This is a genomic window from Cryobacterium sp. TMS1-13-1, assembly GCF_004403125.1.
Taxonomy (GTDB): Bacteria; Actinomycetota; Actinomycetes; order Actinomycetales; family Microbacteriaceae; genus Cryobacterium; species Cryobacterium levicorallinum.
The window spans coordinates 50,141-62,198 of record NZ_SOGX01000004.1; the positions used below are offsets into that span (position 1 = coordinate 50,141).

12 protein-coding genes are annotated in these 12,058 nt (G+C 65.1%); 7 read left to right on the plus strand and 5 right to left on the minus strand.

Features of this window, described 5'->3' with window-relative positions:
• Positions 1 to 252: 252 nt before the first annotated feature.
• From E3T31_RS02040 to E3T31_RS02050, 3 genes are all read right to left on the minus strand, one after another.
• Positions 253 to 1,875, minus strand: a complete 1,623-nt coding sequence (locus E3T31_RS02040) for a cation acetate symporter (RefSeq protein ID WP_134467259.1) — start codon at positions 1,873 to 1,875, stop codon at positions 253 to 255.
• Entirely contained in the window at positions 1,872 to 2,219 is a 348-nt protein-coding gene (locus E3T31_RS02045; protein WP_134467260.1) for a DUF485 domain-containing protein, read from the minus strand. The genes E3T31_RS02040 and E3T31_RS02045 overlap by 4 nt, the downstream gene beginning before the upstream one ends.
• Before the next feature lie 91 nt (positions 2,220 to 2,310).
• Entirely contained in the window at positions 2,311 to 4,239 is a 1,929-nt protein-coding gene (locus tag E3T31_RS02050) for an AMP-binding protein (protein ID WP_134467261.1), read from the minus strand.
• 88 nt (positions 4,240 to 4,327) lie between these two features.
• On the opposite strand from E3T31_RS02050, the gene E3T31_RS02055 reads away from it, so the two are divergent.
• Genes E3T31_RS02055 through E3T31_RS02070 form a run of 4 tightly spaced genes read left to right on the plus strand, consistent with a single transcriptional unit; the run spans position 4,328 to position 8,660 of the window.
• On the plus strand, positions 4,328 to 5,026 hold the full coding sequence (locus E3T31_RS02055) for a GntR family transcriptional regulator (protein WP_370304193.1): 699 nt from the start codon (positions 4,328 to 4,330) through the stop codon (positions 5,024 to 5,026).
• 31 nt (positions 5,027 to 5,057) lie between these two features.
• A complete protein-coding gene (locus tag E3T31_RS02060; protein ID WP_241977508.1) occupies positions 5,058 to 6,593 on the plus strand; it encodes an MmgE/PrpD family protein in 1,536 nt (511 codons plus the stop codon).
• The gene (prpB, locus tag E3T31_RS02065) at positions 6,593 to 7,510 is read left to right on the plus strand and encodes a methylisocitrate lyase (RefSeq protein WP_134467263.1); all 918 of its coding nucleotides are present in this window, start codon (positions 6,593 to 6,595) and stop codon (positions 7,508 to 7,510) included. Before E3T31_RS02060 ends, prpB begins: the two co-directional genes overlap by 1 nt.
• A 10-nt stretch (positions 7,511 to 7,520) precedes the next feature.
• Complete coding sequence (locus E3T31_RS02070; protein ID WP_134441732.1) at positions 7,521 to 8,660, plus strand: bifunctional 2-methylcitrate synthase/citrate synthase; 1,140 nt, start codon at positions 7,521 to 7,523, stop codon at positions 8,658 to 8,660.
• Here E3T31_RS02070 and E3T31_RS17620 read toward each other — a convergent pair.
• Complete coding sequence (locus E3T31_RS17620; protein ID WP_166788360.1) at positions 8,627 to 8,788, minus strand: hypothetical protein; 162 nt, start codon at positions 8,786 to 8,788, stop codon at positions 8,627 to 8,629. The two genes, E3T31_RS02070 and E3T31_RS17620, sit on opposite strands and share 34 nt — an antisense overlap.
• Positions 8,789 to 8,843: 55 nt before the next feature.
• Between E3T31_RS17620 and E3T31_RS02075 the strand changes: the two genes are divergently transcribed.
• The 3 genes from E3T31_RS02075 (at position 8,844) to E3T31_RS02085 (ending at position 10,968) form a co-directional block, all read left to right on the plus strand.
• Entirely contained in the window at positions 8,844 to 9,551 is a 708-nt protein-coding gene (locus tag E3T31_RS02075) for a Type 1 glutamine amidotransferase-like domain-containing protein (RefSeq protein ID WP_134467264.1), read from the plus strand.
• A gap of 123 nt (positions 9,552 to 9,674) precedes the next feature.
• Positions 9,675 to 10,397, plus strand: a complete 723-nt coding sequence (locus E3T31_RS02080; RefSeq protein WP_241977509.1) for a uracil-DNA glycosylase — start codon at positions 9,675 to 9,677, stop codon at positions 10,395 to 10,397.
• Positions 10,390 to 10,968 carry a GNAT family N-acetyltransferase gene (locus tag E3T31_RS02085; RefSeq protein WP_170851577.1) on the plus strand — a complete coding sequence of 193 codons (579 nt, stop codon included), beginning with the start codon at positions 10,390 to 10,392 and terminating at the stop codon, positions 10,966 to 10,968. The genes E3T31_RS02080 and E3T31_RS02085 overlap by 8 nt, the downstream gene beginning before the upstream one ends.
• 208 nt (positions 10,969 to 11,176) lie before the next feature.
• Here E3T31_RS02085 and E3T31_RS02090 read toward each other — a convergent pair whose 3' ends face one another.
• Positions 11,177 to 12,001 carry an SDR family oxidoreductase gene (locus E3T31_RS02090; RefSeq protein WP_134467266.1) on the minus strand — a complete coding sequence of 275 codons (825 nt, stop codon included), beginning with the start codon at positions 11,999 to 12,001 and terminating at the stop codon, positions 11,177 to 11,179.
• Positions 12,002 to 12,058: the final 57 nt, after the last annotated feature.

A 12,058-nucleotide genomic window follows, 5' to 3' on the forward strand; every position in this document is an offset into this window, starting at 1 on the left:
CCGCGAAGGGGTGACAACTGACCCGGAGCTGCCCTCGAAACTGAGCCATCCTGCCACCGTATTTAGCCACATTTTGAACTGGAGTGGGCATACTGCCGACATGAGGGTGTCTGCGGGGCAGCTCGCGCGCATCCGCTGGCCGAGGTCGGCGATCACCGTACCCCGGCGAGCGGATGCCTGCAGCAGCAGGGGCACAGAAACGGGCCGGACAGGATGTGAATCCTGGCCGGCCCGTTTGTGTACTGCGTGCGGTTAGTGCTCGACGGCCTTTTCGGCGCCGTGCCCGGTGAGCGAACGTACCGACATTTCGGCGGCGAGCTTCGGGCTTTCCTTGACGGTGCTGGTGACCGATCCGAGCCAGCCCAGGAAGAATCCGAGCGGGATCGAGATGATGCCGGGGTTGCTCAGCGGGAAGATCGCGAAGTTCACGTCGGCGCCGAACATGGAGGTCTCCGTGCCCGAGAACACCGGCGAGAAGATGATCAGGAGCACGGCTGACGCCAATCCGCCGTACATGCTCCAGACCGCGCCCCGGGTGGTGAAACCACGCCAGAACAGGGAGTAGAGAATGGTCGGGAGGTTGGCGCTCGCCGCGACGGCGAAGGCGAGGGCAACGAGGAAGGCAATGTTTTGCCCCTGCACACCGATACCACCGGCGATGGCGAGGATTCCGATCACGATAACGGTACGACGAGCGACCTTGACCTCGTCGTCGGGGTTTCCCTTACCCTTCTTGATGACGGAACCGTAAATGTCGTGCGCGAAACTCGTCGCTGCCGTGATGGTGATGCCAGCCACGACGGCCAGAATCGTCGCGAAGGCGATTGCCGAGATGAAGCCGAGCAACAGCGGACCACCAAGAGCGAGCGCGAGCAGCGGGGCTGCCGAGTTCACTCCACCGGGAGCGGCGAGCACGGTGTCAGCACCGACGAGCGATGCGGCACCGAAGCCGAGCACCAGGGTGAAGATGTAGAACGCGCCGATGAGCCAAATCGCCCAGACCACAGAGCGACGAGCTTCCTTGGCGGTCGGAACCGTGTAGAAACGCATGAGCACGTGCGGCAGGCCGGCGGTACCCAGAACCAGGGCGAGGGCGAGCGAGATGAAGTCGAGCGGGTTGGTGCCGTACTTCAGGCCCGGAGCCAGGATCGCATCGGCGGGAACGGAGGTCGAAACGGCAACAGCGCTGTCGAGCAGTGCCGACAGGTTGAAACCGTTCAGCGCGAGAACCCAGATCGACATGGCGAGTGCGCCGATGATGAGCAGGAACGCCTTGACGATCTGCACCCAGGTGGTGCCCTTCATGCCGCCCACGAGTACGTAGACGATCATCAGCGCACCGACGACGGTGACCACGATGGACTGGCCGAGCTTGTCGTTGATGCCGAGGAGCAGCGACACGAGTCCGCCGGCTCCGGCCATCTGGGCGAGCAGGTAGAAGAAGCAGACGGCCAGTGTGGTCGTTGCTGCTGCCACGCGCACTGGACCCTGCTTCAACCGGAAGGAGAGCACATCGGCCATCGTGAACTTGCCGGTGTTGCGCATGAGTTCGGCAACGAGCAGCAAGGCCACGAGCCAGGCCACCAGGAACCCGATCGAATACATGAACCCGTCGTAGCCGCTGATCGCGATCGCACCGACGATGCCGAGAAACGATGCCGCGGAGAGGTAGTCGCCGGCGATGGCGAACCCGTTCTGTGGTCCGGTGAATGAGCGGCCGCCGGTGTAGTAATCCGCGGCGGACTTGTTGTTGCGGCCGGAGCGGATGACAATCACGAGCGTGATCGCAACAAAGGCGAGGAAGATGGAGATGTTCAGGACCGGGTTGTTTTCAACCGGTTTGACCGCCGTGGCTAGAAAATGCAGTGCGTTCATCGCTGTTCCATCCGCTCGAGCTCAAGGCGAAGTTCTTCGGTGCGGGGGTCGATCTTGCGGTTCGCGAAGGTCACGTAGGTCATCGTTATGGCGAACGTCGTGACGAACTGGCCGAGGCCGAGGAGCAGCCCAATGTTGATGCGGCCAAAAACCGGTGTTGCCATGAACTCGTGCAGATATGCGGCAGCGAGCACGTAGGCGACGTACCAGACAAAGAAGAAGATTGCCATGGGTACGACGAACCTGTTGCGGGTACGCTTCAACTCGAGAAAACGGGGAGTCTTCTCAAAAGCCTCGTAATCGATGATGGACTTCGGTGGGGCGTCTTTCACTGCTTCACTCATGGGGCCTCCTTGCCTCGGGAACGAAAAATACGGGTTTTGCGGAAAAAGTGTGGGTGCGCGGTGGGGGCGGAGCGTGGTCTCGACCGGTGGTCTACAAAACGGATGCTGTCAGCACTCGTTTGAGATCGTCGAGAACGGTGGGGTCTTCGATAGTGGGGGGAACGGAATATTCTTCACCGTCGACGATCTGTCGAATGGTTTTGCGAAGAATCTTGCCCGACCGCGTTTTGGGCAGTCGGTCGAGTATGGTGACGTCGCGAAACGCTGCAACCGGGCCGACATGCTCCCGGACGAGCGCGACGAGTTCGGCGGCCAGAACGTCGTGGTCGACACTAGTCCCTACTTTGAGGGTCACGAAACCAGCGGCGCGCTGGCCCTTGAGAGCGTCGTGCACGCCAAGCACCGCGCACTCGGCGACGGCCGGGTGCAGGGTGAGTACCTCTTCGAGCGACCCGGTGGAGAGCCGGTGGCCGGCCACGTTGATCACATCGTCGGTGCGGCCCATCACGAACAGGTAGCCGTCGGCGTCGAAATGGCCGGAGTCGCCGGTGGCGTAGTAGCCGGGGAAGGCGGTCAGGTAAGAACTCGCAAACCGTTCCTCGCTGCCCCAGACCCCGAGCAGGGTTCCGGGCGGCAGGGGGAGCCGAATGGCGATGTTGCCGTCCTTGCCGACTTTCTCGATCGGCTTGCCCCTGGAATCCAGAATGGCAATGTCGTATCCGGGCACCGGGACGGTGGCTGAACCCGGCTTGGTCGGCAATTCTTCAATGCCGAGCAGATTGGCGCAGATCGCCCACCCGGTCTCGGTCTGCCACCAGTGGTCGACGACCGGGCAGTGCAGCCCATTGTTGGCCCAGTGGAAGGTCTCGGGGTCGAGTCGTTCGCCGGCCAGGAACAGGCTGGTCAGGCTCGAAACGTCGTGGTTCTTCAGTTCGAGCAGGTCGGGGTCGACCCGGCGGATGGCCCGAATGGCGGTCGGCGCGGTGAACAGAACCTTCACCTTGTAGTCGTCGACGACGCGCCAGAAGGCGCCGGCATCCGGGGTGCCGATCGGCTTGCCCTCATAGAGGACCGTGGTCGCGCCCGCCAGGAGCGGCGCGTAGACGATGTAGGAGTGTCCGACCACCCAGCCGACGTCGGATGCGGCCCAGTAGACGTCGCCCGGTCCCACATCGTAAATGTTGCGCATCGACCAGTTCAGGGCGACGGCATGGCCGCCGTTGTCGCGGATGATGCCCTTGGGCTTACCGGTCGTACCGGACGTGTACAGGATGTACAGCGGGTCTTCGGAGCGCAGGGCGACCGGGTCGGCCGGCGCGGCTTTGGCCTCTTCGTCTGCCCAGTCGAGCCAGACGGCATCCGCTTCTGAACGGTTCTGGTAGTCAGCAGCTGAGCCGGGGATGCTGTCCCGGCCCTGCACGATCACGGTGTGCACCGAACCCTGGCTCAGGGCGATGGCCTTGTCGACCAGTGGCAGGTATTCCACCGCGCGGCCAGGCTCCAGGCCGCCGGATGCCGTGACGATGACACTCGGGCGGGCGTCATCAATGCGCACGGCCAGTTCGGTTGCGGCGAAACCACCGAACACGACCGAGTGCACCGCGCCGATGCGGGCGCAGGCGAGCATGGCGACAACGGCTTCGGGAATCATCGGCAGGTAGATGACGACGCGGTCGCCGGTGCCAACGCCGTTGGCGCGGAGCACGCCGGCGAACCTGGCGACGCGGCCGAGCAGGTCGAGGTAGCTGAGCTTGACCCGGGTGCCGGTCATGGCGGAGTCATAGATCAGCGCGGTGTGGGCGCCGCGGCCGGCCAGCACGTGGCGGTCGAGTGCGTTGTAGCTGGTATTGAGAGTGCCGCCGGGAAACCAGCTGCCGGTCGCCGGGCCGTCGGGAGCGAGCGCCAGACGGGGCTGCGTGATCCAGTCGATGCCCTCAGCCGCCTCAAGCCAGAAGGCTTCCGTCGACGAAATGCTGCGTCGCCAGGCATCCCGGTAGCTCGCACCTGATTCGCCGTTCATGTCTATCTTCTCCATCGAAGTGCCTCTGTATACAAAGAGTGGTTGAAGTATTGCATACAACCCAGCATTGTGGAATATGATCTGAGTTGTGTATACAGAAACCGCAATGTTGGGGTTAGACGTGCCGCTCCGCGCCAGTGAGCGAGCGTACCGTCAGCTGCGCGGGGAGATCCTGAACGGACTCCTCGCACCAGGGGCTGCCCTGCTCGAAGTCGAACAGGCCGAGCGTATTGGCATATCGCGCACCCCGCTGCGGGAAGCGGTGGCCCGATTGATTGCCGACGGACTCGTCGTCGGTCGCCGAGGCCGTGGCTTTGAAGTCACCGACATCTCGGTCGACAGTATTTCCGAACTTTACGAACTGCGCCAGGCGCTCGAGGTGCAGGCCATTCGTCTGGCGGCGATTCGCCGTGATCCCACCCCGTTCGCCCTGCTCCGTGAGGGTTTCGTCAACGCTCCGCAACTGCTGGAACAGGGCGACGTCGGAGTGCACCGATACTACGGGCTGATCGATGAACTCGAAGATGCCATCGATGCCGCGGTCGACAACCCCTTTCTTGTCGGCGCCCTGCGCGCCGTACGCACGCACTTGGCCCGAATCCGTCGGCTCGCTCGGAGAAACACAGTGCGGCTCCACGCCGCGGCGGCCGAGCATCTGCTGATTCTCGACGCCATTATCGCCGGCGATCCGTCGCTGGCGGCCCATGCCACCCATATTCATCTTCATCAAAGCCTCCAGAGCGTCCTCGCGGCGATCGATGAGGGCTCGGCCACTGTCGCCAATTAGCGACCCTGGTCACCTAACGAAGGGATCCACCGTGCAGCTTCACCACGTTCGAGTTCACAAGAGCGACGAGAATCTGGCCCGCGAGGACCAGCTGGCCTGGAAAATCGCCGAGGTCGCCGCCGACCCGGCCCTCGTCTCCGAAGAGGTGACCGAGATGGTCATCAACCGGGTGATCGACAACGCCTCCGTCGCGGCGGCCAGCCTGACTCGTCGCCCGGTGATCGCCGCCCGCTCGCAGGCGCTCGCACATCCGCGTTCCAATGGCGGCGACGGAGCGACTGTGTTCGGCCTCGCCCCCGCCCGCCGGGTTTCCCCGGAGTGGGCGGCCTGGGCCAACGGTGTGGCCGTGCGTGAACTCGACTACCACGACACGTTCCTCGCCGCCGAGTACTCGCACCCCGGCGACAACATCCCGCCGATCACGGCGGTCGCCCAGCACCTCGCGGCCTCCCGCGGCCTGACCGGCAGCGACCTGATTCGCGGCATCGCCACCGGCTACGAGATTCAGATCGACCTGGTGAAATCGATCAGCCTGCACGCGCACAAGATCGACCACGTTGCCCACCTCGGCCCGTCGGTCGCCGCCGGTATCGGCACCCTGCTCGGCCTCGACAAGGAAACCATCTTTCAGGCCGTCGGTCAGGCGCTGCACACCACGACCGCGACGCGCCAATCCCGCAAGGGCGAAATCTCCAGCTGGAAGGCGCACGCCCCGGCTTTCGCTGGCAAGATGGCTGTCGAAGCCGTCGACCGTGCGCTGCGCGGCGAGACCAGCCCGACTCCCATCTATGAGGGCGAAGACGGCGTCATCGCCTGGCTGCTCGACGGCCCGGACGGCTCCTACGACGTGTCGCTGCCGAAAGCCGGCAGCATCAAGCGGGCCATTCTGGACAGCTATACCAAGGAGCACTCGGCCGAATACCAGGCTCAAGCCTGGATCGACCTCGCTCGCAAGCTGCACAACGAACACCCCGAACTGCTCGTCGCCGGGGCTATCACGAGCGTTGTCATCCACACCAGCCACCACACGCACTACGTGATCGGCTCCGGCGCCAACGACCCGCAGAAGTACGACCCCACCGCGAGCCGCGAGACGCTCGACCACTCCATTCCCTATATCTTCACGGTCGCTCTGCAGGACGGCAGCTGGAACCACGTCGATTCCTACAGCCCGGAGCGAGCCGGCCGCCCAGACACCATCGCCCTGTGGCAGACCGTCACAACCACCGAGGATAAGGAGTGGACGCGTCGCTACCACTCCCTCGACCCGGCCGAGAAGGCCTTCGGCGGTCGCGTCGAGATCGAACTGGCCAATGGAACCCGCATCGTGGACGAGATTGCCGTCGCCGATGCTCATCCGCTTGGCGCTCGCCCCTTTGCCCGCGCGGAGTACATCAACAAGTTCCGCACCCTCGCTGCGCCGGTCATGGAGATGTCAGAGATTGAGCGCTTTCTCGCTCTGGCCCAGCGTCTGCCCGAGCTCGGCGCGGCTGAGCTCGGCGGCCTGACCATCGTGGCCAAGCCGGGATTGCTCTCCTCCATTACCGCGCCGATCGGAATCTTCTAATGCTGTACGCCGGCACCTCCGCCGCTGACAAGCGCATTGCCCTGCGGTCCGGCCTGTCCAGCGGCAGGATTTTGCGCTTTCCGGGCGCGTTCAACCCGCTTTCGGCCAAACTCATTCAGCAGAAGGGGTTCGAGGGCGTCTACATTTCGGGTGCCGTGCTCTCGGCCGACCTCGGCCTGCCCGACATTGGCCTGACCACCCTCACCGAGGTGGCCGGCCGGTCGCAGCAGATCGCCCGGATGACCGACCTGCCGGCCATCGTCGATGCCGACACCGGCTTCGGTGAGCCGATGAACGTGGCGCGCACCATTCAGACTCTCGAGGATGCCGGCCTGGCCGGAATGCACATCGAGGACCAGATCAACCCGAAACGCTGCGGTCACCTGGATGGCAAGCAGGTCGTGGATGCTGACACCGCGATCAAGCGCATCCGCGCGGCGGTCGATGCCCGCCGGGATGCGAACTTTCTTGTGATGGCGCGCACGGACATCCGTGCCGTTGACGGTTTGGATGCCGCGGTGACTCGGGCTAAGCAACTGCAGGATGCCGGAGCGGACGCGATCTTCCCCGAGGCGATGGGTAGCCTGGCCGAGTTCGAGACGATCCGGGCGGCCGTCTCGGTACCGATCCTGGCGAACATGACCGAATTCGGCAAGGGCGAGCTGTACACCGTGCAGCAGCTCGAAAACGTGGGCATGAACCTGGTGATCTTTCCGGTGTCGTTGCTGCGCCTCGCGATGGGGTCGGCGGCTCGCGGACTCGATGCGATCGAGCAGACCGGCTCGCTCACGACGATGCTGCCCGAGATGCAGCACCGGGCTGACCTGTACGAGTTGCTCGACTACGCGTCGTATAGCCAGTTCGATTCGGGTATCTTCGATTTCACGCTGAACCCGCACATTTCGTCCAAGGTATAAGGGGAGCACAATGTCTGACACGGAAACACTCGCTCCACACGTCTATAAGGGGCTGACCGGCGTGGTCGTCGACACGACCGCGGTCTCCAAGGTCAACCCGGAGACCAACTCGCTGCTCTACCGTGGCTACCCGGTGCAGGAACTCGCGGCGAAGAAGAGCTTCGAGGAGGTCGCCTACCTGCTCTGGCACGGTGAACTGCCCACAGACCAGCAGCTCGCGGACTTCGAGGCCCTCGAGCGTTCGCTGCGCCACCTCAACCCGGTCGTCAAGCGCATCATCGACGAGCTGCCGTTGACCGCGCACCCGATGGATGTCGTGCGCACCGCGGTGAGCGTTATCGGAGCGAGCGATCCGGAAGCCGAGAACCCGTCGCCGGAATCCGACCTGGCCAAGTCGATTCGGCTGTTCGCCCAGCTGCCCGCGATCGTGTCGTACGACCAGCGGCGTCGGCATGGGCTCGACCTGGTCGAGCCGCGCGACGACCTCGGCTACTCGGCGAACTTTTTGCACATGGCCTTCGGGGAGGTGCCTGAGCTCGTCGTCGTCAACGCTTTCGACGTGTCGATGATTCTCTACGCCGAGCACTCCTTCAACGCATCGACGTTCACCGCGCGGGTGATCACCTCGACCCTGTCCGACCTCTATTCGGCCGTGACCGGCGCGGTCGGGGCGCTCAAGGGAGCATTGCACGGCGGCGCGAACGAAGCCGTCATGCATACCTTCACCGAGATCGGCCTCGGCGCCGGCTCGGCCGCCCGGGCCGAGCCCTGGCTCGCGCAGGCGCTCGCCGAGAAGCGCAAGATCATGGGCTTCGGGCACCGCGTCTACAAGAGCGGCGACTCGCGCGTACCGACCATGCGGGCGGCGCTCGTCACCCTGGCCCTGCACTACGAGAAGCCGGAGCTGCTCGAACTCTACGAAGCCCTCGAGACGGCGATGACGACGCGCAAGGCGATCCTGCCCAACCTCGACTACCCCTCGGGCCCGGCCTACCACCTGATGGGGTTTGACACCCTCACCTTCACGCCGCTGTTCGTTGCGGCGCGCATCACCGGGTGGACCGCGCACATCATGGAGCAAAAGACCAGCAACGCACTGATTCGCCCGCTGTCGGCCTACAACGGGCTCGACCAGCGCCAGGTTCCGTAGCGCTTCTTCTTCGCGCCGGATATACCGCAACGAGCGGATGCCGTGCTGCCGGTCGGCAGCGCGGCATCCGCTTTATTGTGCCTGCGGTCACGGCGCTTGCGTCTTTCGTTAGCATTGTCGAATGACACTTGACGCGCCTCTTTCGAGCAACGACACAGCCACGACCGAAACGAAGGTCACCGCGTGAGCGTGCACCTGGTCGGCGGCGGAGGAGACCCGGCCCACAATGCCCAGGTGTTCGGAACGTTCCTGTCCGAGGTTGTGGCTCACGCCGCACTGGCTGGCCGTGACGAACCGATCGTGGCGATCATCACCGTCGGCCCGGGCAGCGCCCACGCCGAGGAACTGGCTGCCTCGCTCGGCGACAGTGTGCAGACCCGCCGCACCGTGCTCGCGCCCGGCGATACCGGCGACCTCACCGCTCTGGGCGCCGTCGACGGCATTCTCATCGGCGGCGGCGTGACCCCCGATTACCTGGCCGCACTGCTTCCAATCGCCGGCGAGATTCGCCGCCAGGTATCGGCCGGCGTGCCCTACCTCGGCTTCTCGGCCGGTGCCATGATCGCCGCCGAACGAGCCCTGATCGGCGGCTGGCGCATCGGCGGCGTCGAGGTGACGCCCGAAGACGTCTCCGAGGGCCTTGACGAAATCACCCAGGCCCAGGGCATCGGACTGCTCGACGTCACGGTCGACGTGCACGCCGCCCAGTCCGGCAGCCTGTCCCGGTTGATCGCGGCGACCGAGGCCGGCCTGATCGACGGCGGCCTCGCCATCGACGAGAACACCGTGCTCGTGGTCGGCGAGGGCGCACTTCGCGTGCTCGGCGCCGGCAGCGTCTGGAACGTCAGCCAGGCCGACGGCGGCGTGCTCGTGAGCACCATCGGCGCCTGACCCGCGCATGACAGCCTGCACAACGGATGCCGCAACACGCGTACCGAGTCAGCTCACGGCGGTCGCCACCCCATCAGGTACCTGCCCGGTTGATCGGGCGCGCCCGGTCGGCCGGGTGAGATCGTGAACCTCGACGCCCTCGCGGCAAGCGGCGACATCGATCCGGGCTGGGCGCTCGCCCTCGCACCCGTGGCCGATGACCTGGCCAGGATCGGCGAGTTCCTGACGCGTGAACGAGCCGCCGGCCGCGCCGTGCTGCCCGCTGCGGAGCACGTGCTGCGCGCGTTCCGCCAGCCGTTCGACGCCGTGCGGGTGCTCATCGTCGGGCAGGATCCGTATCCGACTCCGGGCCATTCGATCGGCCTCGCCTTCGCCGTCAAGGCCGACGTGCGCCCGCTTCCGCGCAGCCTCGGCAATATCTACACTGAATGTGAAGCCGATCTCGGCCTGCCGCGACCCGAGCACGGCGACCTCTCGGCCTGGACCGATCAGGGCGTGCTGCTGCTGAACCGGGTGCTCAGCGTCGGTGCGGGAGTGGCCGGTTCGCACCGCCGCCAGGGCTGGGAAGCGGTGACCGACCAGGCCATTCGCGCACTGGTCGGGCGGGGACATCCGCTGGTCGCGATTTTGTGGGGAAAGGATGCCGGCGCGCTCAAGCCACTGCTCGGCGACACGCCCGTGCACGAGTCGGTGCACCCGAGTCCACTATCGGCCTGGCGTGGTTTTTTCGGTTCGAAGCCATTCAGCAACGCCAACCGGCTGTTGACCGGGCAGGGGGCTGCATCGGTGAACTGGGAGCTTCCGGTAATCTGGAATCAACCAGAAAGGGGAGTGCCCGGTGCTTGAGGAAGAATACGAGCCTCGTCGTCGGTTGCCCCGCCACCTGCGGCCGGAAACCGCCGTCGAGACGCCGTTCGAATACACGATGCGTGAGGTGCGGGCGACCGACCTGCCGCACATTCGCGAAATTTACAATTATTACGTCGCCAACAGCACCGTCACTTTTGACGAAGATGCCATGACGCTCCCCGAGTGGCGCGACAAGTTCTACTACCTGAACAAGCAGGGCATGCCGTTCATCGTTGCCGTCTCACCGGCCGGCCAGATTCTCGGTTATGCCCTGGTCGCCCCGTGGAAACAGAAGAAGGCCTACCGGTTCACGGTCGAAAACTCGATCTACCTCGGCGCCGCGTCCACCGGAAAGGGACTCGGGCGCGAGCTGCTCGGCGAACTGATCAAGCGGTCGAAGGCGGCCGGCCTGAAGGAGATCATCGCCGTGATCGCGGATCAGGGAGCGGATGCCTCGATCAAGCTGCACCGCGACTTCGGTTTCGAGGAGATCGGCCGCATGGGCAAGGTCGGTTTCAAGTTCGAGCGCTGGCTCGGCACTATTTTGCTGCAGAAGAGTCTGAAGTAGCCCCGTCGGCCCGGCTCATGGGGCCGACGTTGGCAGGTCGCGGGGCATAGGGACCGAACTTGCCGTCTCGTGGCGCCACTCTGTGGCTTATTCAGGAAATTCGGGCGTCAGTACCGATCACCAGGCGGAAATACGGGGCTCCAAATTGGCCCCGTGGCGGATTTCCTGAATGAGCCACACACTCAGTGCAGATGGGGCGTGCCCGGGCTCAGCGCATGCCGCGCGGCGTGTTCAGGCGTCCGACGGCGTTGAGTACCGCACGTCGCGGAGAGATGCTCGCGACCCGGGCGAGCAGGGCGTTGCGGGCGCCGACCAGCACGACCGAGGGCGTGACCGAGCGGTCGAGCGCCGAGAACGAGGCGCGCATAACCTCGTCGACCGTGAGCGGTGTGCCCTTCTTGCCGCCGCCGGTCTTGGCGACCTCGAAGAACTCGGTGTCGGCGGGACCTGGGCAGATCGCCGTGACCTTGAGGCCGCTCGCCCGCGTTTCGTAACTGATCGCCTCGGTGTAGCTGAGTACGTAGGCCTTGGTCGCGCCGTACACCGCCATGCGCGGCACCGGCTGGAATGCGGCCGTGCTGGCCAGGTTCACCAGCGCCGCAGTGTGCGGATGCAGCGAGGCGGTCTCGACCAGATCGGGCAGGAAGGCGTGGGTCAGCGCGGTCAGCGCGTGCACGTTGAGCGCCACCTGCTCGCGTTCGCGGGCCTCGTCCGAGCCGAGCACGGTGCCGAAAGTGGCGAATCCGGCGTTGTTCACGAGGGTCCCGATGGTGATTGCCCGCTCGCGCAGGTCGCGCACCAGCTCGGGGACGGCATCCGCTTCGGTGAGATCGAGCGGAATTACGGTGGAAACGGTGCCGTATTTCTCGGCCAGATCGACCGCGAGGGATTCGAGCCGGGCCTGGCGACGGGCGACGAGTACCAGATCCGCGCCGCGCTGGGCGAGCGCGTGGGCGTACCCGAGGCCGAGTCCGCTCGACGCTCCGGTGATGAGCGCGGTGGTGCCGATGGGGTTGTACAAAGCGCTGGCCATGGATTGAGGCTAGCCTCGTTGTGCCGCCACGGCCAGTGCTGCCTGATTGGCGACCGT